Raw genomic sequence first — 20,978 nt, forward strand, 5'->3', positions numbered from 1 at the left:
GCCGAAGGCACCGCAGCGCCCCCAGGCTAGTTAGCTATATAGTCGACCTGGATGAAACTAAGATGACCGGCACGTCACATTTTCGCGGCGGTAAGAGTTTCATCCATTCATGACAATGATGCCACTTTCCAGCCGTTCTGGCACTCGGAGTCGCTCTGAAAACGGGTCGCCCCACATGAGACGGCCCGCCGTGCCAGGCGCTGCTTTCAGTATAGTCGGGGAAGGCGCCGCACAACGCGGCGCAACAGGCGGGAACGCATCAATCGATCAAGGCGTGGCGATAGCGATGCAGCATGTCGGCCAGGCGCTTCACCGGCCCGGTGACGCTGAGCGGCGCCTGATTGTCTACCAATTTTTGCTGGTACTCGTTCATTTCACCCAGCAAGCGATCGTAGTAATAGGCGCGCTTGACGTCGTTTTTGGCCGAGACCACCCGATCGGCGGTGCTGCGGATCTGGCGGTGGAAGGCCGACAGCTCTTCGCTGACCGGAATCTCCGCCCGCTGCATGCGCTGGTGGGCGATGATCAGGTTCAGCGCCAGACGATACTTGGCGATGTCGTTCGGGAACATCATCAGCAGTTGATTAAGCTGCTGATACAGCGCAGGCAGGTGGTTCTGCCGACGGCGCGCCGCCTTGGTGGTCAGCGCCGACACCGCGCTGCTGACGAACTGGTTGAGCAACGTGCGGCCGGTGCGTTCGCGCGAATTGTCGCGGATCAACAGCAGCACCATCAGCCCGACGCAGCTGCCGAGGAACTGGCCGAGCGCTCCGTCGAGAAACTGGGTGACGTTGAACTCCATCGGGTTGCTCAGCACCAGAATGTTGATGGTCCCTGCCAGCAGCCCCAGCGAACCGAGCCGCCGCTTCTGCACCTCGATGCCGATGAAAAACGCCAGCAGGCCGAGGCTGAGGCACAGCAGCAAAATGCTCTGCTGTGTCGCCGGCAGGATCACCATGAAGAACAGGGAGCCGACCGGGATCGCCGCCAGCATGCCCAGCACGAAATCCATCGCCACCATGCGCGGCGCCGGGGTGCGCATCGCCAGCGAGGTGATTACCGCAATGATCACCATAAAGCCGCTGCCGGACGTCCAGCCGGTCCACAGCCACAGCAGGCAGCCGAACGCCGTGGCCACAAAGGTGCGCAGGCCGTTGATCATCGCATGATGCCCTTCCGCCGAGGTCGGCTTGACCACCGTTTCATTGCTCAACACGTCCTCTTCCACCGCGCTGATGCTGCCGTTGGTGTGTACGCCCTTCGACAGCAGCAGGTAGCGCGTTGCCGCGCCGACCCAGCCAGTGAGGGTCGGCAGCGTTTCTTCGGAGCGATGCGTGGTCAGCACCTGGCGCAACAGCTTCATGCGCCTGTGGATCTCCTGCGGGGTTTCCGCCGGCACCATCAGCTGTTCCCGCAGGCTCGCTTGCAGCGCGTCCGGGTGATTCAACAGGATCAGGTAGGTTTCGCAAGCCTGGGTAATCAGCGTCAGCGACAGGGTATGCAGCGCCTTCACCCGGCGATTGACCTTCTGCCAGCGCGAAGACTCCATCATCAGGTTGTTGCGCATGCCGTCCAGCGTCGTGGTGCTCTTCACCAGATTGCTCCAGGCGCGGTCGATGTCTTCTTTGTCGGCGTTGCTGATGCACATCTGCATCAGGCGATAGTGATCCACCAGCAGCTGATCCACCGCCCGATCGATATCCTGCTTGATCGAACGCGGCGAGAACAGCAGATCCGCCAATACGGCGCTGACGATGCCCAGCACGATCTCGCTGCAACGCTCGATGGCGAACTGCGGCGCTTCCAGCAGATGGGCCTCGCTGGTGGCGACCGTCACGATGATGATCAGCGCGGTATAGCCGGCCAGGCCCCAGGCGTAGGAGTTCTCGACCTTGATCAGTGAAGAGAGCCAGGTGCAGAAACCGGCCCAGATGCAGCACAACAGCAGCATCACCACCGGCGCGCGGGCGGTGGTGATGATAATGAGCAGGCCGACGAAGCAGCCGATAAAGGTGCCGATAATACGCAGCCAGCCGCGGTGGCGGATGGCGCCGGAGAAGGGTTCACCGCCGGCGGCAAAGGCCGGGCCGGCGGCGACGATGGCGGCGGTCATCGCCGACCAGCGCGGGGTTTCCAGATTGAGATGGAAGCCGACGAACAGCGCAAACACAATCGCGAAGCTGAGCTTGAAGGCGAATCTCAGCCGGATAAAGGTTGGGCTATTCATTAGCCGAACTCACGCAGCCGGTGCATCAGGCGCACAAAAGGCGAGCCGCTGTCGGCATTGCGATCGTTCTTGCCGACGATCACCACGGTGGCGGTGGTGCCGGCCGGGTACGGATGCTGTTGGTCCTTGGCGTCCAGCAGGATCTTCACCGGCACGCGCTGCGCCAGGCGCACCCACTCCAGGTTGCTGTCGATCGAGGCCAATCCTTTGTTGTTCACCGTGCTGCTGCTGTTGTTCACCGCCGCCGCCACGCTGTCGACGGTGCCATGCATGATGCGGTTGCTGCCGAGCGGGGTGATCTCCGCGCGATCGCCCTTATTCAGGCCGTTCAGCTTGGTTTCTTCCAGATAGGCCAGGATGTAGAAGGAGTCTTTCTTCACCAGCGCCACCGCCACCGAACCGCGGGTGATGTATTCGCCGGCGTGTACGTTGAGGTTGGTGATCCAGCCATCGGCCGGAGCGCGCACCGTGGTGCGTTCCAGATCCAGCTGCGCCAGCTCACGCGTCGCCACGGCCTTCGCCAGCTGGTGTTGCACGGTCTGCAGCGAGTTGTTCGACTGGTCGATTTCTTCCTGCGACATCGCCTGCACGCCCAGCTTCACGCGGCGGCCGGCCTCGCGCCGCTTTTCCGCCGCCAGCGTCTGATAGTAGGCGACGTCGGCACTGGCTTGCGCCAGCGCCTGCTCATAGCGCGGCCGATCGACCACGAACAGCACCTGCCCTTTCTTCACCAATTGGTTATCCACCACCGGCACATCGGTCAGCAGACCGCTGACGTCCGGCGCGATCGCCACCACGTCGGCGGTGAACTTAGCGTCACGCGTCCACGGCGACTCGGTGTAAAACACCCAGGCCTTGAATACCGCGACGATGCCCAGCAGCACAAGAATCAAAGTGATCGCGATTCGGGTTATTTTTATCGAAAAATTTTTCACAGCGACCTCAAACAAAAAGACATGAAATCAGATAAAACAAGCAGCAATACAGCGCGGTGTTAAAAAGCGCCGGATGCCAGACAAAATCGTAAATCCCCGTCGGCTGCAGCAGGCGGCGCAAGAGGAAAAACAGCGCCAGCGACACCAGCAGCTCGAAAAACACCGGCGGAAACGACAGTCCGAAGATGACCATAACCGGAAGCAAACTCATCACTTTTTCCTTATTGTTCACTGCGCCGGGGAAAGACAGGTCTCGCCATTCACATTCTCTTTACATTTTAGCGTGCGCGCGCCACAAATCTTGACCAGGCAGCTTGTCCAGGTCACGAACCCGAAAAAAGGTTAAACTTTGGGGCAGACATCCACGACAGGGATTGCGAGGGTGCCGGAGGAGCGGCAGGATTGCGTTGCCGATCGCTCTCGCACGTTGGTAAGGTCTATTCACCCGACCACGTTATATTAGCCTGCTTACTATCAAGGCATCAACAATCTGTGATCTAAATCACTTTTAAGCCAGAGTGAATAATGGAAAGATTAAAACGGATGTCGGTATTCGCCAAAGTGGTTGAGTTCGGGTCGTTTACCGCGGCCGCGCGCCAACTCGGCATGAGCGTTTCATCGATCAGCCAAACCGTCTCGAAACTGGAAAATGAGCTGCAGGTCAAGCTGTTGAACCGCAGCACGCGCAGCATCGGCCTGACCGAGGCCGGCAAAATCTACTATCAGGGCTGCCGACGCATGCTGCAGGAAGTCAGCGAAGTGCATGAGCAGCTGTATGCGTTTAACAATACCCCCGCCGGCACGCTGCGCATCGGCAGCTCATCCACCATGGCGCAAAACGTGCTGGCGAACATGACCGCCGAGATGATGAAAGAGTACCCTGGCCTGACGGTCAACCTGGTGACCGGCATTCCGGCGCCGGATCTGATCACCGACGGGCTGGATCTGGTGATCCGCACCGGTGAGCTGCAGGACTCCAGCCTGTTCTCCCGCCGCCTGGGGCAGATGCCGATGGTGGTGTGCGCCGCCAAAAGCTACCTCAGCCAGCACGGCACGCCGCAGAAGCCGAGCGACATGGTCAACTTTTCCTGGCTCGAGTACAGCGTGCGGCCCGACAGCGAATTTGAACTGATGTCGCCGGAGGGCATCACCACGCGCATTTCTCCGCAGGGGCGCTTCGTCACCAACGACTCCTCCACCATGATCCGTTGGCTGAAAAACGGCGCCGGCATCGCCTACGCCCCGCTGATGTGGGTGATCGAAGAGATCAAGCGCGGCGAGATCGAGATCCTGTTCAAAAGCTACCATTCGGATCCGCGGCCGATCTACGCGCTCTATACCGAGAAGGACAAACTGCCGCTGAAGGTACAGGTGTGCATCAACTACCTAACCGACTATTTCGAACGCGTGGCGGCGGTCTATCAGGGCTATCGTTGAGCGGCGCTCAAATAGCGGTGCGCCAGCGCGCCCAGCAGCATCAACGCCAGCATGCCGAGGCCCCACAGCAGCCAGACGGCGTAGCCGGCCCAGTTCAGCAGCAGAGGAAAATAGCTCGCCAGCCCGCTACCCAGCTGTTTCAGCCACGGCAGCCAGGCGTCCAGCACCGCCTGCGGCACCAGGCTCAGCGCGCCGTTCACCGGCAGCGATGCGCCGCCGGCCGCTTCCGCCAACGCCGGGAGCCAGGCCAGCACGCCGGCTACGCCCCAGGCCAGCAGCGTCCATAGCGCCATGGCGCCCAGCAGCAGCGCTAGCGTCCAACCGCCCCGGTTCACGGCACACCGCCGCCGCACTGCGGGCAAAAGCGGCTGCCCGACGGCAGCGGCGCGGCGCACTGGCCGCAGGTGGCGCTCAGCGCGGCAAACGGCTGACCGCAGCGGTGGCAATAACGCGCGCCCGATTTATTCACCGCCTGGCATTCCGGACACTGCGGCCCCGGCTCGCCATGCTGGTTATAGCGGTTGCCATGATGCCCGCCGCCGTGGCCCGCGCGCTGATGACCGCGGTTAATACCGCCTTGCCCCAACAACCTTTTCAGTAAGCTCATCCCGCCTCTCCTCTGTGCATTGACGCTGACCCTCACTGTAAACCCTGGAGTAACCTCTAGGGTAAAGCCCGGCGAGCAGGCTTTACGTTTCATTACATCGTAAAAGTGGCAAGGCTTTGATGCCGCTAACAAAAGCACCATCGGCATTATCCCACGCCGCCACGCTGCGTTATGCTGCGGGAACCTCTCCCTGCATCAGGAATAACCATGAAAAAAATCATACTGGACTGTGACCCGGGGCATGACGACGCCATCGCCCTGCTGCTGGCCTGGGGCAATCCGCAGATCGACCTGCTGGCGGTCACCACCGTGGTGGGTAATCAGACGCTGGACAAAGTGACGCGCAACGCGCTGGCGGTGGCGCGCATCGCCAATATCACCGGCGTGCCCTTCGCCGCCGGCTGCCCGCGCCCGCTGGTGCGCAATATCGAAGTGGCGCCCGATATCCACGGCGATTCCGGCCTCGATGGCCCGGTGCTGCCGGAACCTCACCTGCAGTTGGACTCGCGCCACGCGGTGGATCTGATCATCGATACGGTGATGGCCCACCCGCCCGGCAGCGTAACGCTGGTGCCGACCGGCGGCCTGACCAATATCGCCATGGCGGTGCGCAAAGAGCCGCGCATTGCCGAGCGGGTCAAGGAAGTGGTGCTGATGGGCGGCGGCTACCATGTGGGCAACTGGAGCGCGGTGGCGGAGTTCAATATCAAAATCGATCCCGAGGCGGCGCACATCGTGTTTAACGAAAAATGGCCGCTGACCATGGTCGGGCTGGATCTTACCCACCAGGCTTTGGCCACGCCGGCAGTCTGCGCGCGTATCGCCGCCCTCGGCACCCGGCCGGCCGCCTTCGTCGGCGAACTGCTGGCATTCTTTGGCCGTATGTACCAACAGGCGCAGGGCTTCAGCGCCCCGCCGGTACACGATCCTTGCGCCGTCGCCTACGTGATCGATCCGAGCGTGATGACGGTGCGCAAAGCGCCGGTGGATATCGAACTCACCGGCACCCTAACGTTGGGCATGACGGTCGCGGATTTCCGCGCGCCGCCGCCGCCGGACTGCCACACTCAGGTGGCGGTCAAACTGGATCAGGATAAATTCTGGGATCTGGTGGTGGATGCGCTGGAACGGATTGGCGAAGTGGAGTGAGGTCTGTGAAGCGTGGATTAACGCGCTTTTACAGGCGCGTTAATCCGTCTTGCGGCACGGCAACAGGGATAGGGGGATCATCACCCCTTTATTTCCACAGTAACAGAACAATCTTAATAAAATGGAGTTAAATAAAATTTAAAAACAACCTATAAAAAACAAGAAGAATCTTAATGAAAGTAAATACAGGTTAAATAAAGAAAATATAAAATAAAAATAAAAAACAGCGATAAATAAAACCACGATCGCCGTGCCGTCATTGGCAACAACGATTTAACAAGAAAATGCTTATCTCATTGGCTACATCGCCTGTCGGCCCAAGCGTTCGTTGTCGCACACACGGCGTTTTACTACGTACAAAAAAATCTCAATATTTTGATTTAAATACAAAAATAAAATAAAAGATTAAAAATTGACTGGAGCAAGGTGAATTTGAGAAAATGACAACCCTGTTTTTTCAAACAAATAAAACACCCTTTGCAGGCAACTGAAATACGGCTTACCCCTTTTTATATAAACCGTCCCCGCGCTCACAGGGGAAAAACTTATTTATCGCTTCAACAGGAAGTCTTTTCAATTTCCATAAAAAATTTTAGGTATTGAAGCTTCAGCGAATTTAAACACCAGGATAAGGATAGGGAATCCTAATAATATGCATTCAATGATCGATATCGAAACATGGCAGGTTCACCATGACCGATAAAACCGCCATTAACGCACCGGCTATCGCCGTGCTGCCCCTGCTGCTGATCTGGATGGCGGCGATCCTGCCGTTCTATCACCCCAACATGGGCGGCGGCGGCCTGGCGCTGCCGCAAAACATTCTGGCCTGGAGCGCCATGGCGCTGACCACGCTGATCGTGACCTTCACCGTTTGCCTTGGCCGTACCCGTCTTTCGCTGACCCCCACAGCACGCCTGTTGCTGCTCGGCATCGCCGTATTGGCGCTGCCGCTGCTGTATACCCGCGCCGAGTGGCGCGAAGACGCCCTGTGGCGCTGCGCCGGTTTGCTCGGTGGCTGGCTGTTCTATGTCGCCTGCCTGCAGCTGCGCCTCACCACCCGGCAACGCGATCTGTTGCTGTACGGCCTGCTGTTCGCCGTAAGCGTTCAGGCATTGCTGGCGGCGCTGCAGCTGTTCGCCCCCGCGCTGGCCTGGGTGGCCCCCAATGGCCGCCGGGTCTACGGCGTCTTTCAGCAACCGAACGTGCTGGGCAGCTTTATCGCCACCGGGCTGGCTTTGGCGCTCTGGCTACTGCTTGCCCCCCTCTCCACGCCGACGCGGCGGCGGCAGCTCCCGCTGCTCGCCCTGCTGGCCGCTTTCTCCGCCCTGCTGGTGCTGATCCAGTCGCGCGCCGCCTGGCTGGGCGGCGCCCTGGCGGCGGCGCTGCTGCTGTGGCGTTTTGCCCGTCAGCGCCCAGGCGCAAGCCGCTGGGCCGGCGGCGCGCTGCTGTTGGGCGTGGCGGCCGGTCTCACGGTGCTGTTCACCGGTCTTGGCCTAGATAGCCGCGCCGGTCTGATCGGGCGGGAGCTTTCCAACAGCGCGCGCCTAACCATGCTGCATGACGTCGGCGCCATGATCCTGGCCAAACCGCTGCTGGGCTGGGGCTACGGCGGCTTTGAATACAGCTTCGCGCACTTCCGTCTGCAGGAAATGCCCTGGCGAGAAGTGCTGGAAGTCGCCGGGCATCCGCACAATGAAATCCTGCTGTGGTGGGTTGAGGGCGGCCTGCCGGCGCTGGCGGGGATCGTTATCGTCCTCGTCGCCGGCGCGCTGCTGCTGAAACGCGCCTGGCAACGGGATCGCGCACAGCCGGGCGGTGCGCGCGTCGGGCTGTTTCTGGTGCTGCTGCCAATGCTGGTGCACACCCAGCTGGAATACCCTTTCTATCTGTCTGCGCCGCATTGGCTGGCGTTTCTGCTGCTGCTGGCGCTGCTGGACGGCCAAACCGGCGAGCCCCGCCCACTGCCGTTCGCCAAAGCCCTGAGCCTGCCGGTGGCGATGGCGGCCATCGGCGTGTTGGTGATGGCGATCTTCGCCTGGCAAGGGCGCATGGCGCTCACCCAATCGGAACGCACCATGCTGGCCTCCATCGACAGCATCGAGCAGATGCCGCCGCCGGCCGCCTGGATCTACCGGGAGCGCAAAACCTTCGACGAGCAATCTCACGCGCTGCTGGTCTATAACCAAACGAGCGATGATGCCCTGCTGACCGGCTATCGGCAGTGGGCCAATGCCTATCTGCAGCGCCGCATCGACGCCAACGTCTATGCCACGCTGATCATGATTTTGCGTTATCAGGGCGCTCAGGCGGAAGCAGACGCCCGCCAGCGGGAAGCCGCTTTCCTGTTTGCGCGGGATGCGCGGTTTAGGTAGGAAGAATAAGGTGAGAGCGCGTCGCTCTCACCTGCCGTCTTAAGATTAACGCGGCAAAATCGCGCACGTTTTATCCAGCAGCGATTCTACCGAGGCGCGGTTGCCGACGTCCCAGCCGCGCTTCGAGGCCAGCAAGATAAAACCCCGTTGGCCGGCAAACGTGGTCGGGACGACGGCCACGCCATACTCCGCCAGCTGCGGCGGCGACAGATGAAAATAATCCGCAAGATCCCTAATCGGGTAGATGCCCATCGCGGTCGGCTGCATCACGCGGCGGGCATAGTAGGTGTGGCGCAGCAGCTTATCCGGCAAGGGGCGCCATTGTTCCTGTATGTAGGGGCGTTCCGCCTGCAGCTGGCGCCGCACATCCTCGCGCAGACAGGTCAGGTGAATGTGCAATTGGTTCTGGCTGCGGCCGTAAGCGGAGTTGATCGCCATGCCCAGCCTGTCGTCCGGCACCGGCCCGCCATACTCGGCGGCCAGCCGGTAACGCATCAGCCATGCATAGCCAAAATAGTCCGTTCGTTCTCCGGCCAGCAGCAGCGGGCTTTCAATGCCGGAAAGCGGCGCCGTCGGCACCAGAATGAAATGATAGGGATAACGCGGGTTTTGCAGCACGCTGAAACCCTGCGCTTTCCCCTGCGGCATATAAATCTGCTCACACGGGGCCGGATCGCGCTTTTGCTGATAGTTGGCCATGCAGAGCTTATCGACCACGCCCCACAGCGCATCGGAACGGGCGCAGCCCGTCAGGGACAGAACGCCCAGCAACAGCAGCCAACGCCGGGCGGAGAAAGCCCAACGCGCCATCCTCGTATTGTTCCGTTTTTTCGCCACGTCAATTTCATTCCATCACTGGGCGCAGGCGCGCCTGCAAGGGCCGCAACATGGGGAATGGATAAAGGAGCCAGCGCGTGGCCCCTTGAGGAAAGATTACGCCGTGCCGCCGACGGTCAGCGTATCCAGTTTCAGCGTCGGTTGGCCGACGCCCACCGGCACGCTCTGGCCTTCCTTGCCGCACACGCCCACGCCTTTATCGAGCGCCAGATCGTTGCCGACCATCGAGATCTGCTGCATCGCCTCGATGCCGGAGCCGATCAGCGTCGCCCCTTTCACCGGTTTGGTGATGCGGCCCTTCTCGATCAGGTAGGCTTCGGTGGTGGAGAACACGAACTTGCCGGAGGTGATGTCCACCTGGCCGCCGCCAAAGTTCGGCGCGTACAGGCCATACTCGACGCTGGCGATGATCTCTTCCGGCGTCGATTGGCCCGCCAGCATGTAGGTATTGGTCATGCGCGGCATCGGCAGATGCGCGTAGGACTCGCGGCGGCCGTTGCCGGTCGGCGCGACGCCCATCAACCGCGCGTTGAGTTTGTCCTGCATGTAGCCTTTCAGCACGCCGTTTTCGATCAGCACGTTGTACTGGCCCGGCACGCCTTCGTCATCGATCGCCAGCGAGCCGCGGCGCCCTTGCAGGGTGCCGTCATCCACCACGGTGCACAGCTCGGAAGCCACCAGCTCGCCCATATGGCCGCTGAACACCGAGGTGCCGCGCCGGTTGAAATCGCCTTCCAGGCCGTGCCCCACCGCCTCGTGCAGCAGCACCCCAGGCCAGCCGGCTCCCAACACTACCGGCATATTGCCGGCCGGCGCCGCCACCGCGCCGAGATTGACCAGCGCCATGCGCACCGCTTCTTTGGCATAGGCATCGGCGCGCACGTCGCCGTCGACTATTTCCAGGAAATAGTCGTAACCGAAACGGCCGCCGCCGCCGCTGGAGCCGCGCTCACGCTTGCCGTCCTGCTCCACCAGCACGCTGACGGAGAGCCGCACCAGCGGGCGAACGTCCGCCGCCAGCGTGCCGTCGGTGGCGGCCACCAACACCTGCTCATAAACGCCGGTGATGCTGGCGTTCACTTCCTGCACCCGCGCATCGGCGGCACGCGCCACTTTATCGACGCGGTGCAACAGGGCGATTTTCTCTTCGCGCGGCAGGCTTTGCAGCGGATCGAGCAGCGGGTACAGCGCCCGGTAACCGATTTCGCCCAGAGTGTGCGCCCGCCCGTCGCCCTGCTCGCGCACGATGCTGCGCGCCGCCTGGGCGCTCTGCTGCAGCGCATTCAGGGTGATCTGATCGGCATAGGCGAAACCGGTTTTCTCGCCGCTGACGGCGCGCACGCCGACGCCCTGGTCGATATTGTAAGAGCCATCCTTGATGATGCCGTCCTCGATCACCCAGGCTTCGTGATAGCTGGACTGGAAATAGAGATCGGCGTAGTCGATACGGCGTTCTGCCAGTTGACCCAGTACCGAGTACAGGTCTTGATGACTCAGCTTGTTGGTAGCGAGTAACTGCTCACTGACAAACGTCAGGCTCATAATGGTTTCACTCTTGATTGGAGGATAACGTGTCAGACGGCGCCGTCAGCGACGTCTGGAATCGGTTGTGCTGCAGCACCGGCATCTGTTGCCGCAGGGGCTGCAGGCTTGTGGTGTCCACGCGCACCTTCAGCGCCGCCACGGCGTCCGGGTTCTCGGCCAGCACCTTGCCCCAGCCGTCGACAGCCAGCGTGTGGCCCCAAGTGCGGCGGGTCGGCCCGTGGCGCCCCACCTGCGCCGGCGCCAGGATCATGCACTGGTTTTCGATCGCCCGGGCGCGCAGCAGGATTTCCCAATGCGCCTCGCCGGTGACCCGGGTAAAGGCCGCCGGCACCGAAATCAGTTCAGCGCCCTGCGCCCGCAGCGCCTGGAACAGCGCGGGGAAGCGCAGATCGTAGCATATGGTCATGCCCAAACGCCCGACCGGCGTATCCACCACCGTCAAATGCTGCCCGTGCTGGTAGGTATCCGACTCGCGGTAGTGGGCGTGCGCGTCGTTGATATCCACATCGAACATGTGCAGCTTGTCGTAGCGGGCGCGGATCTCGCCCTGATCGTCGAACAACAGGCTGCTGGTGGTGATAAGCTCCGGGTTTTCGCGGCTGATCAAGGGCATCGAGCCCACCAACAACCACACGCCATAGCGGCGCGCCAGTTCGCGCACCGCGTTCTGCAGCGGGCCATCGCCCTGTTTTTCCGCCTGTTGGCGATAGGCTGCGGAGTTGGCGAACAGCAGCGCGTTCTCCGGCGTCATGACCAGTTTTACCCCGGCATTGAGCTGCTTGATCTGCTGTTCAATCTGGGCCAGGTTATCGCGCACCTGATCGCCACTGCACAACTGCAACAACGCAACGTTAGCATTCCTCATGACGCCTTATCCTCCTTTGCCTTACGAAGTACCTCATTGATCTTCGGCTGATCGAGATCGCCGCTGATATGGTAACGAATCAGCGAAATCTTGCTCCACAGCGGCCCCAGCACCTGCGAGGCGGCGAACACCGCCGCGCCGACGATCGGGTTAACGACAAACGCAGTGGCCACGCCGACCGTCGCCGAAATCGCCGGCGCCACCACCGCTTCCATATCGATGCGGCGGCGCGCCAGATCGATCTGGCCACTCATGGCGATATCCGCCGCCAGGCCGTCGATCAATAGATTATCAGTATGCATTATGCCATCTTTCAGCCAGGCGGTGCTGCGGATGGAATCAAAGTAGAAGCCTTTGCCGAAGGTATCGCTGAAATCGAACTGCAGCTTGCGCAGCAAGGCGTCGAAGCTGACCAGTCGCAGCAGCTGGCCGGCGCGGCCGCCGCCCATGCTGTCGATCTCGCCCTTGCCCATTTTGACCTGCAGCGCGCCGCTCAGCGTATTGACCTGCGGCTGCCACGGCGCGCCGCGCCAGTACAAATCGAAGTCCACGTCGTAAGGCGCGCCTTTCAGCGGGATGGTGATGCCGAAGAAGGCGGCGGTTTCATCGATCTTGCCGCCGAGCAGCTTGCCTTTCAGCGAGCTGCGCTCTTCCTGCGCGTTCTGCTTCCACAGGCCGGTGGCGCTCATGCGCCCTTTGCCGGTATCGACCAGGCCGTGATCCAGCGTCAGGGTATCGCCCCGATTACTCAGATCCGCCTCGACCTTGCCGAGGTTCTGCCCCAGCACCCAGCACGACTTGCAGCGCAACATCAGCGAAGGCCAGTCGCGGAAGCTGACTTTCTCCGGCGGCGGTGGCGGCGAACCCGCCGCGCTTTTCGTCTCGGCGAACTGCGGGTTGTAGTACAGGTAGTTGATATCGGCGCGCCACGGCCCGCGATCGGCCACCCGCAGGCTGCCGTCCACTTCATCGCTCTTGGCGCTCACCACGGTGGCGCCCAGCTGTTTTTCGGCCGACAGCGTCAGCTTATGCCAGGCCTGGCCGCCCAACAGCAGCTGCGGCGTGGTCAGCGCCACGGTGGTGGGGAAGCTGAAACCGCCCACCTGACCGCTGCCGCCGCCCTGTTTCAGCGCCGGCGCCAGCAGCGCCAGCCATTGCTCGCCGTCCAGCGCCGGCAGGTTCAGCGTCATCGACTTGCCGGCCGGCAGCGGCGGCGTGCCGCCACCGTTGGTTTGCCAGGCGGCGCGCGCCAGATTCACCTGTTTTTTGTCGAAGTTCCATTCGCTGTTGAAGCGGTTCTGCTTGCCCGCACTGCCGGTCAACATGAAGCCGTTAAGACCGCCTTTGACCTTGACGCTCACCGGCAAGGCTTCGCCCGGCGCCTTGTCCAGCGGCGAAGGTAAGTGACTGCTCACTTTCCTTAGGTCTGCGTCAAGGCCGATATCGTAGCTGGCCGAGCCCTGATGCGGCAGCGTGATGGCCACCTGACTCTGCCAGGGCGCGCTGCCGCTGAGCGCATCGGCGGCCTCTTTCGGCAGGCCGGGGAACTTGCCCGGCTGCCAGTCGCCCTTCAGGCCGACGTTGACCTTGTAGTCACGCTCGCCTTCCTGGGTGGTGAAGTTGACCGCCACCGGCTGCCCGAACCAGTTGGCCGACAGGGGGTCGCTCTGCAGGTTGCCGTTGTCGAAGCGGAACTTGCCGCTGAGCTTTTGCAGTTCGCTGTCCAGCGGCTTGATCAGCAACGAATTGTTGTTCAGCGCCACTTCACCGGTGGCTCTGACCTGCTCGCCGTCCAAGGGAATATCGAGATGTAAGCGCCCACTGACATCACCGCCAATCTGCAGCTGATCCAGCGCCGCCCCCAGCGAATCGTGCAGCGGCGTCTGCATGAAGTAGTCGTGCACATCGCTGCCCGCACCCGCGACTTCGGCGTCGATCAGCAGCCGCTCTTTCAGGTAATCCGGGATCACCGCGCTGATATTTTTGCCCGCCACCTTGCCCAGCCGGGTTTGCGGCGCATGCATCCACAATCCCTCGTTGGCGAAGTCGAGGTCGATCGCCAAATCGGTCAGCGCCGGCCAGCCCGGTTGGAACTGGAAGGTGGCGTGGCGCAGCGGCACGAAGACTTCGAACTGCCCTTCGTTCTTACGGTACGGGAAGTGCTGCGGATCGCCGGAATAAATCAGCGTGGCGTTATCCACCCGGCCGCCCTGAATGGCGCCGCTCAGGTAGTCCACCAGATGCTTGCCCATCAGCGGTTCCGGGAAATAGCGCCAGGCCTCGGCGCCGTCATACAGGCGGATGCCCGCCAGGATGTTCAGCCACGGATCGCCCTTGGCCGGCTGCTGATAACGGAAATCGCCGTTGACCCACAGCGACTTCGCCTTGACGTCCAGCCCCTGACTCGCCAGCTCCCAGCCTTGATCGTTGTAACGCCAGGTCAGCGCGCCGCGCGCGCTGCTGATTTCAAGCGGCGCACGGAACATATCGCCGTAAGGCAAGGTGCTGCCTGCCAGCCCCAGCGTCAGGCGGCCGTTCTCCACCCCGCCGCTCAACGCGCCGGAGAAGTGGTTGACGCCGGGCAGCAGCTCCCAACGCTGCCAGCTAACATCGCGCCACAGCGCCTGGAAACGGCTCTTTTCCGGCTGCTTCAGCGGGATGTCCAGTGCCAAGGCCTCCATCTTCCCCTGCGGCTGCAGATCGTTCCAGCGATCGAGCACGTCCGGGCTGAGGAACGAGAAGGTCGGCAGCAGCGCCGACAGGCGCTCCAGCTGAAGGTTAGTCGCGCGTACCCGCAGCTCTTCATTCTGCGCCGGCCCCATGAATTCGGTGTTTTCCGGCAGCCACAGCGCGGATAGCGCGCCCTGCGGCCAGGCCTGGCCGTCGGTGCTCAACCGCAGCTGCGGCACGTCGAGCTGCCAACCGGTGCCCTGGCGGCGCAGCGACAACGCCAGATTGTCCACGTCCAGCCGGTGCTGCGCGGCGCCGGTATCCCAGTTGGCCGCCCCCTGCTTGAGCAACGCATGGCCGCCGGCAATCTCGCCGTTCTGCACCTGCAGCCAGGCCGCCAGGCTGAAGTCGGCGCTTTCCAGCCCGGTGTTGGCGCGCAGCCAGCGGGTAAACCAGGGCTTCATGTCGATGTTATCGGCCTGCAGGTAGACCGTGCCGGTGTCCAGCAGGCCCTGATTATCGCGCAGGTCCATGCGCAGCTGCACCACGCCGTGCTGGCCGTTCAGCGTCGACAGGCTGATCTGCCCCTCGGCGCGGTGGCGCTCGCGGCCGTTGAGCCAGGTCAGTTGGGGAATGTCGAATTCGGCGCGCGCGCCGGCGGGCGTCAGGAACGAGATACGGCTGTCGCGCAGATCGAAATGGTCGAGCTGACGCAGCATCAGATCGCCGATTTTGCCCGGCTCAAGGCCTTCGCCCTGCCGGTCGCCGCCCAGCGTGGCGTTCAGATCGAGGCGGAATTGATAGAAGGTCAGATCGCGGAACTGCCAGCGCCAGTGCAGCAGCGATTGCCACACGTCCAGCGCCAGCGTCACGCGTTCGATATGCACATCGCTTTTGGGCAGCGTGGCGCTCAGGTTGCGCATTTCAAGCTGTGGGCCGAACGTTTCCCAGCTGCCCTGCAGGAAATCCATCTGCACGGGCACGCCGGACAGCTTCTCCACCTGCGCCAGCAGTTGGGGACGGTAGTCGTTCAGCTTCGGCAGCATCAGGCGCAGCCCGCTGATCAGCAGCGCCACAATCACGATTAGGGTGGCGCCTGTTGCTAACAGAATCCCAGGCAGTCGCCTCACGCAGTTCTCCTTGCTCCGCTGCCTGGCAACGGGAATATCTATGCACTGACGGGCCCGGCATGCCGGGCCCTTACGATGTCGGACGGGCTACATCATGACGACGTCGAACTGCTCCTGGCTGTACAACGGTTCGATCTGCACCTTCACCTGTTTGCCGACGAAGATCTCCACTTCGGCCAGCGCATGCGACTCTTCGCTCTTCAACGCTTCGCCGACCGCCGCGGAGGCGTACACCAGGAAGCGATCGGAATCGTAAGCATGGTGCACGCGCACAATCTCGCGCAAGATCTCGTAGCACACGGTTTCCACCGTTTTCACGGTGCCGCGCCCATTGCAAGTAGGACAATCGTGACAGAGCACATGTTCAATGCTTTCACGCGTGCGTTTACGCGTCATTTCAACTAAGCCTAGCTGAGAGAAGCCGTTGATCGTGGTTTTTACCCGATCTTTACTCAACGCCTGCTCCAGCGAGTGCAGCACCCGGCGGCGATGCTCTTCGTTGTTCATATCGATAAAGTCGATGATGATGATGCCGCCCAGGTTACGCAGCCGCAGCTGGCGCGCGATGGCCTGCGTCGCCTCGATGTTGGTATTGAAGATGGTTTCGTCGAGGTTGCGGTGGCCGACGAAGGCGCCGGTGTTGATGTCAACGGTGGTCATCGCCTCGGTCTGATCGATGATCAGATAGCCGCCGGACTTCAGCTCCACCTTGCGCTCCAGCGCGCGCTGGATCTCATTTTCCACATCGTACAGATCGAAAATCGGCTGGCTGCCGGTATAGAGCTCGAGCTTGTTGGTGATGTCCGGAATGTACTCGCCGGTAAACTCCACCAGCAGATCGTGCGTCAGCCGCGAATCGACGCGGATGCGATCCAACGCCGCGCCGGCAAAATCGCGCAGGATGCGCTGCGCCAGCGCCAGCTCGCCGTACAGCTTGTATTTGGTCTGGTTGCGCTTCTTGCGCTCCATCACCTTGGTCCACAGCCGTTTGAGGAACGCGGCGTCCTGCGCCAGCTCTTCCTCGCCGATGCCTTCCGCCGCGGTGCGGATGATAAAACCGCCCAGCTCATCGCAGTGCGGCGCAACGATGGCTTTCAGGCGCTCGCGCTCGGCTTCGCTTTCAATGCGCTGCGAAACGCCGACGTGCGCCGCGCCCGGCATGAAGACCAGATAGCGCGAAGGCAGCGTGATGTCGGTGGTCAGGCGCGCGCCCTTGGTGCCGAGCGGATCTTTCACCACCTGCACCATCAGGTCTTGCCCCTGGCGCACCAGCTCGGCGATGTCGCGCACGTGGAAGTTTTTCCGCTCGTCGCCGGCGACGCATTCGGTATGCGGCATGATGTCGGAGGCGTGCAGGAAGGCGGCCTTGTCCAGGCCGATGTCGACGAACGCCGCCTGCATCCCCGGCAGGACGCGGCTGACACGCCCTTTATAGATATTGCCGACGATGCCGCGTTTGGATTCGCGTTCGATATGGATCTCTTGCAGAATGCCGCCATCGATATAGGCGACCCGCGTTTCAGACGGTGTGATATTAACCAGTAGCTCAGCTGTCATGCCTTCTCCTCAGAGCCGGTCGATAATGGCAGCGCCCATCAACCGGTTCTTACATCACGTAATGCGACAAAATTACTGAGCAGCTCATGTGTTTCGACCAGCGGCAGACCAACCACCGCGTGATAACTCCCGGTTATCGTTCTGACGAAACAACCACCCTTTCCTTGAATTCCATAGGCGCCCGCCTTATCCATCGGTTCGCCCGTAGCAATATAGTCGCGGATATCCTGTTGTGACAGGCTGCGGAACGTCACGTCGGTCACCACCAGCTGGCAGCGCACGTCGTCGCGATCGGCGATCGCCACCGCCGTCATCACCTGATGCTGCTTGCCGGACAGCGCCGCCAGCATGTCCGCCGCATGGGCTTCGTCGCGCGGCTTCTCCAGCACCCGGCCGTTGAGCACCACGATGGTGTCGGCGCCCAGCACCGGCCGATCTTCCTGCGCCAGCGCTACGCCGGCTTTGGCCTTGTCCTGCGCCAGGCGGCGCACATAGGCTTCGGCGGCTTCGCCTTCCCGGCGCTGCTCTTCGGTATGCGTCAGCAAAATGTCGAACGACACGCCGAGCAGGGTCAGCAGTTCACGTCGACGTGGGGAGCCGGAGGCCAGATAAAGCGAAGTCATTGAGATACCCTTACTGTACGGCGAACTGACGGCGGATTTTGCGCATCAACAGGAATAACCACGGCCACAAAATGCCGTTTACCACACTACTCCAGAACACCTCTGGGCGGAAAGAGACGTTGATCACTAAAAACTCAGCCCAGAACACCACCACGTCCATCGACAGCGACAGCAGCACGACGATCAGCGCCTGTTGCCACAGCGCCATATTGCGGAACAGTTGGAATTTGAACGCCACCAGATAGGCGATGATGCCCAGCGCCAGCGCGCGCACGCCCAGCGTGGAGCCGAGGATCAGATCCATGATCAGCCCCAGCACGAAGCCGGTGCCGACGTTGACCCGGTGCGGCAAGGCCATCACCCAGTAGATCAGGATCAACACCAGCCAGGAAGGCCGGAACATGTAGATCTGCTCCGGCCACGGCATGATTTGCAGCACCAACGCCACCAGGAACGACAGCCAGATTATCCAGCGCCCGTGGCTGCGGTAGCTGTTCATGGCACCACTCCCGCCGCGGCAGGCTGAGCTTGGGGCTGGACAGAGGCCGGAGCCGCGGTTTGCGGCGCCACCCCGGTGGCCGGAGCCGGCAGCTGCGGCCCGACGGAGCCGGCAGGCGGCAGCACCTGCGGCATCATCTGCATCAGGCGTTCATTGGCCACGCGGTGCACTTCGTCCGGCGGCAGCGGCATGTCGCCGTTGCGATCGGCGCCCCACAGCAGCAGCAGGTAGCGCAAGCGCTGCAGACCGGCGGTCGGCCGCGCCTGAATCACGGTGTAAGCGCGCTGGTTATCGACCTTGACCGAGGAAACCACCGCCACCGGATAGCCTTCCGGGAAGCGGCCGCCGAGGCCGGAGGTGACCAGCACGTCGCCAACGCGGATATCGGTGTTGTTCGGCAGGTGCTCCAGCTGCAGATCGTCGGCGCAGCCGCTGCCCGCGGCGATCACCCGAATATCGTTGCGCAGCACCTGGATCGGCAGCGCGTGCGAGGCGTCGCAGATCAGCAGCACGCGGCTGGTGACTTTCGCCACCGCCACCACCTGGCCGACCACGCCCTTGTCGCTGATCACCGGCTGGCCTTCATAGACGCCGTTGTCCGACCCTTTGTCGATCACCACCTGATCGCTGTAAGGATCGGAGCCGGTGGAGATCACTTGGGTGACCATCTTGTGTTCGTCCTGGCGCAGCGGAGAACCCAGCAGCTCGCGCAAGCGGGCATTTTCCTGCTTAAATTGGCCAAGAAGAAGAATATCGCTGTTTTTCAGCAGCAGTTCCTGCCGCAGAGCGCGGTTTTCCAGCTCCAGCTGTTGGCGGGTGGCCAGCGTTTCTGACACGCTGTCCAAAACTTTACGCGGCCCGTTGGCCAGAAAATAGAAAGGGCTGACTGCGGTGTCCATGTAGTTGCGTATCTTCACGAACGTGCCGAGCCGGCTGTCGGCAACGATCAGGCCAATGGCCGCAATCACCGCCAAAAAAAGTCGCAGTTGCAGGGAAGGCCCCCTGCTAAAAATCGGCTTCATAAATTATGCGAGTTCCTCGACAACAGAAAGAGGAACCGTACCCGATTCTCGCTGTGCGCATTCATCCGATACGATTCCTCCTTCCAGGGGCTGACTATTCTTCGCTGAACAAATCGCCGCCGTGCATGTCGATCATTTCCAACGCCTTGCCGCCGCCGCGCGCCACGCAGGTCAGCGGATCTTCCGCCACCACGACCGGGATGCCGGTTTCTTCCATCAGCAGGCGATCGAGGTTGCGCAGCAGCGCGCCGCCGCCGGTCAATACCATGCCGCGTTCGGAAATGTCGGAGGCCAATTCTGGCGGGCACTGCTCCAGCGCAACCATCACCGCGCTGACGATGCCGGTCAGCGGCTCTTGCAGGGCTTCGAGGATTTCATTGGAGTTCAGGGTAAAGCCGCGCGGTACGCCTTCGGCCAGGTTACGGCCGCGGACTTCGATTTCGCGCACTTCATCGCCCGGATAGGCAGAACCGATTTCGTGCTTGATGCGCTCGGCGGTCGCTTCGCCGATCAGCGAGCCGTAGTTGCGGCGCACATAATTGATGATGGCTTCATCGAAGCGGTCGCCGCCGATGCGCACGGAAGAGGAGTACACCACGCCGTTCAGCGAGATCACCGCCACTTCAGTGGTACCACCACCGATATCCACCACCATGGAACCGGTCGCTTCGGAGACCGGCAGACCAGCGCCGATCGCCGCCGCCATCGGCTCTTCAATCAGGAACACTTCACGCGCGCCGGCCCCTTGGGCGGACTCGCGGATAGCGCGGCGTTCAACCTGGGTCGCGCCGACCGGCACACAGACCAGCACGCGCGGGCTTGGGCGCATGAAACTGTTGCTGTGAACCTGTTTGATAAAGTGCTGCAGCATTTTTTCGGTCACGAAGAAATCGGCGATCACGCCGTCTTTCATCGGGCGAATAGCCGCGATGTTGCCGGGGGTGCGGCCCAGCATCTGTTTGGCGTCATGACCGACGGCCGCGACGCTCTTTGGGGAGCCGGCACGATCCTGACGAATGGCAACCACCGAAGGTTCATTCAGTACGATGCCTTGCCCTTTAACATAAATCAGGGTATTGGCGGTACCCAAGTCGATGGACAAGTCGTTGGAAAACATGCCACGAAATTTCTTAAACATAACGAAAGGATAATCCTGCAAGCTGGGGGCGGAAAATAAAATCCGCCTACTTTACCAACCACACGAAGCAGCGACAAGGCGCAAAAACGTTCTACTTCGGTGAAAAATAGTCTGTATTGTTTCTGCTCGAATGCACGGAAATTGGATGAGGCCTGAATTCCCTGAACAAAGGCTCAGTTTACCACCCTGTCAACGCACGAAACGGCGTAACACAGCTCATAAAATCTAACATATTCCCTGATTGCCGCCGATGGTAAGCACCTACCAACGCCAACCAGATAAAAGCTGACAAGAGCCTATCTCAAATAGGCGTCGTTGTCGCAGGCAGATTGGAGAAAACTCCAAAATGACGGGTGACATGG

Annotated in this window: 17 protein-coding genes; 3 read left to right on the forward strand and 14 right to left on the reverse strand. The window is 61.5% G+C overall.

The window, feature by feature from the left end:
• Nucleotides 1-259: 259 nt before the first annotated feature.
• From aaeB to aaeX, 3 genes are read right to left on the reverse strand one after another with little or no spacing between them, the layout of a single operon-like run.
• Nucleotides 260-2,227, reverse strand: a complete 1,968-nt coding sequence (aaeB, locus tag SSARUM2_RS21580) for a p-hydroxybenzoic acid efflux pump subunit AaeB (protein WP_060453145.1) — start codon at nt 2,225-2,227, stop codon at nt 260-262.
• Nucleotides 2,227-3,162: a p-hydroxybenzoic acid efflux pump subunit AaeA gene (gene aaeA / locus SSARUM2_RS21585; RefSeq protein ID WP_033648981.1), complete on the reverse strand. Its 936-nt coding sequence runs from the start codon at nt 3,160-3,162 to the stop codon at nt 2,227-2,229. The genes aaeB and aaeA overlap by 1 nt, the downstream gene beginning before the upstream one ends.
• Nucleotides 3,163-3,169: 7 nt before the next feature.
• Entirely contained in the window at nt 3,170-3,373 is a 204-nt protein-coding gene (gene aaeX / locus SSARUM2_RS21590; RefSeq protein WP_004936952.1) for a p-hydroxybenzoic acid efflux pump operon protein AaeX, read from the reverse strand.
• Nucleotides 3,374-3,687: 314 nt separating this feature from the next.
• Between aaeX and aaeR the strand changes: the two genes are divergently transcribed.
• The gene (gene aaeR / locus SSARUM2_RS21595) at nt 3,688-4,599 is read left to right on the forward strand and encodes an HTH-type transcriptional activator AaeR (protein WP_033636163.1); all 912 of its coding nucleotides are present in this window, start codon (nt 3,688-3,690) and stop codon (nt 4,597-4,599) included.
• Here aaeR and SSARUM2_RS21600 read toward each other — a convergent pair.
• Nucleotides 4,590-4,934 (reverse strand): hypothetical protein, encoded by a 345-nt coding sequence (locus tag SSARUM2_RS21600; protein ID WP_033648980.1) that lies wholly within the window; start codon nt 4,932-4,934, stop codon nt 4,590-4,592. The two genes, aaeR and SSARUM2_RS21600, sit on opposite strands and share 10 nt — an antisense overlap.
• Nucleotides 4,931-5,206 (reverse strand): zinc ribbon domain-containing protein, encoded by a 276-nt coding sequence (locus SSARUM2_RS21605; RefSeq protein WP_033636165.1) that lies wholly within the window; start codon nt 5,204-5,206, stop codon nt 4,931-4,933. Before SSARUM2_RS21605 ends, SSARUM2_RS21600 begins: the two co-directional genes overlap by 4 nt.
• Nucleotides 5,207-5,413: 207 nt before the next feature.
• Between SSARUM2_RS21605 and SSARUM2_RS21610 the strand changes: the two genes are divergently transcribed.
• Nucleotides 5,414-6,355 (forward strand): nucleoside hydrolase, encoded by a 942-nt coding sequence (locus SSARUM2_RS21610; protein WP_033636166.1) that lies wholly within the window; start codon nt 5,414-5,416, stop codon nt 6,353-6,355.
• Between the two features lie 692 nt (nt 6,356-7,047).
• A complete protein-coding gene (locus tag SSARUM2_RS21615; protein WP_060453146.1) occupies nt 7,048-8,730 on the forward strand; it encodes a Wzy polymerase domain-containing protein in 1,683 nt (560 codons plus the stop codon).
• A 45-nt stretch (nt 8,731-8,775) separates the two neighbouring features.
• Here the strand turns inward: SSARUM2_RS21615 and SSARUM2_RS21620 are convergent, their stop codons facing one another.
• From SSARUM2_RS21620 to mreB, 9 genes are all read right to left on the reverse strand, one after another.
• A complete protein-coding gene (locus tag SSARUM2_RS21620) occupies nt 8,776-9,540 on the reverse strand; it encodes a CDP-diacylglycerol diphosphatase (protein ID WP_049196166.1) in 765 nt (254 codons plus the stop codon).
• Between the two features lie 123 nt (nt 9,541-9,663).
• The gene (gene tldD, locus SSARUM2_RS21625) at nt 9,664-11,109 is read right to left on the reverse strand and encodes a metalloprotease TldD (protein WP_041036853.1); all 1,446 of its coding nucleotides are present in this window, start codon (nt 11,107-11,109) and stop codon (nt 9,664-9,666) included.
• A gap of 7 nt (nt 11,110-11,116) precedes the next feature.
• A complete protein-coding gene (gene nit1 / locus SSARUM2_RS21630) occupies nt 11,117-11,977 on the reverse strand; it encodes a deaminated glutathione amidase (protein WP_033636170.1) in 861 nt (286 codons plus the stop codon).
• Nucleotides 11,974-15,777 carry an AsmA2 domain-containing protein YhdP gene (gene yhdP, locus SSARUM2_RS21635; RefSeq protein WP_060453147.1) on the reverse strand — a complete coding sequence of 1,268 codons (3,804 nt, stop codon included), beginning with the start codon at nt 15,775-15,777 and terminating at the stop codon, nt 11,974-11,976. The genes nit1 and yhdP overlap by 4 nt, the downstream gene beginning before the upstream one ends.
• Nucleotides 15,778-15,864: 87 nt before the next feature.
• Nucleotides 15,865-17,334, reverse strand: a complete 1,470-nt coding sequence (gene rng / locus SSARUM2_RS21640; protein ID WP_016930237.1) for a ribonuclease G — start codon at nt 17,332-17,334, stop codon at nt 15,865-15,867.
• Nucleotides 17,335-17,372: 38 nt separating this feature from the next.
• A complete protein-coding gene (locus SSARUM2_RS21645; protein ID WP_060422806.1) occupies nt 17,373-17,957 on the reverse strand; it encodes a Maf family protein in 585 nt (194 codons plus the stop codon).
• Nucleotides 17,958-17,967: 10 nt separating this feature from the next.
• A complete protein-coding gene (gene mreD / locus SSARUM2_RS21650; RefSeq protein WP_004936918.1) occupies nt 17,968-18,456 on the reverse strand; it encodes a rod shape-determining protein MreD in 489 nt (162 codons plus the stop codon).
• Complete coding sequence (mreC, locus tag SSARUM2_RS21655) at nt 18,453-19,478, reverse strand: rod shape-determining protein MreC (protein WP_033636173.1); 1,026 nt, start codon at nt 19,476-19,478, stop codon at nt 18,453-18,455. The genes mreD and mreC overlap by 4 nt, the downstream gene beginning before the upstream one ends.
• 94 nt (nt 19,479-19,572) lie before the next feature.
• Nucleotides 19,573-20,616 carry a rod shape-determining protein MreB gene (mreB, locus tag SSARUM2_RS21660; RefSeq protein ID WP_003855260.1) on the reverse strand — a complete coding sequence of 348 codons (1,044 nt, stop codon included), beginning with the start codon at nt 20,614-20,616 and terminating at the stop codon, nt 19,573-19,575.
• Nucleotides 20,617-20,978 lie beyond the last annotated feature (362 nt).

Origin of the sequence: Serratia sp. K-E0102 (genome assembly GCF_029962625.1) — a bacterium.
GTDB classification, from domain to species: domain Bacteria; phylum Pseudomonadota; class Gammaproteobacteria; order Enterobacterales; family Enterobacteriaceae; genus Serratia; species Serratia sarumanii.

Excerpts from the sequence above, each read along its gene's own strand:
- nit1 (WP_033636170.1), bottom strand. The coding sequence starts at position 11,977 with ATGAGGAATGCTAACGTTGCGTTGTTGCAGTTGTGCAGTGGCGATCAG.
- rng (WP_016930237.1), bottom strand. The coding sequence starts at position 17,334 with ATGACAGCTGAGCTACTGGTTAATATCACACCGTCTGAAACGCGGGTC.
- mreC (WP_033636173.1), bottom strand. The coding sequence starts at position 19,478 with ATGAAGCCGATTTTTAGCAGGGGGCCTTCCCTGCAACTGCGACTTTTT.
- mreB (WP_003855260.1), bottom strand. The coding sequence starts at position 20,616 with ATGTTTAAGAAATTTCGTGGCATGTTTTCCAACGACTTGTCCATCGAC.
- SSARUM2_RS21645 (WP_060422806.1), bottom strand. The coding sequence starts at position 17,957 with ATGACTTCGCTTTATCTGGCCTCCGGCTCCCCACGTCGACGTGAACTG.
- SSARUM2_RS21620 (WP_049196166.1), bottom strand. The coding sequence starts at position 9,540 with ATGGCGCGTTGGGCTTTCTCCGCCCGGCGTTGGCTGCTGTTGCTGGGC.
- aaeX (WP_004936952.1), bottom strand. The coding sequence starts at position 3,373 with ATGAGTTTGCTTCCGGTTATGGTCATCTTCGGACTGTCGTTTCCGCCG.
- tldD (WP_041036853.1), bottom strand. The coding sequence starts at position 11,109 with ATGAGCCTGACGTTTGTCAGTGAGCAGTTACTCGCTACCAACAAGCTG.
- SSARUM2_RS21615 (WP_060453146.1), top strand. The coding sequence starts at position 7,048 with ATGACCGATAAAACCGCCATTAACGCACCGGCTATCGCCGTGCTGCCC.
- aaeR (WP_033636163.1), top strand. The coding sequence starts at position 3,688 with ATGGAAAGATTAAAACGGATGTCGGTATTCGCCAAAGTGGTTGAGTTC.
- SSARUM2_RS21605 (WP_033636165.1), bottom strand. The coding sequence starts at position 5,206 with ATGAGCTTACTGAAAAGGTTGTTGGGGCAAGGCGGTATTAACCGCGGT.
- SSARUM2_RS21610 (WP_033636166.1), top strand. The coding sequence starts at position 5,414 with ATGAAAAAAATCATACTGGACTGTGACCCGGGGCATGACGACGCCATC.
- mreD (WP_004936918.1), bottom strand. The coding sequence starts at position 18,456 with ATGAACAGCTACCGCAGCCACGGGCGCTGGATAATCTGGCTGTCGTTC.
- aaeB (WP_060453145.1), bottom strand. The coding sequence starts at position 2,227 with ATGAATAGCCCAACCTTTATCCGGCTGAGATTCGCCTTCAAGCTCAGC.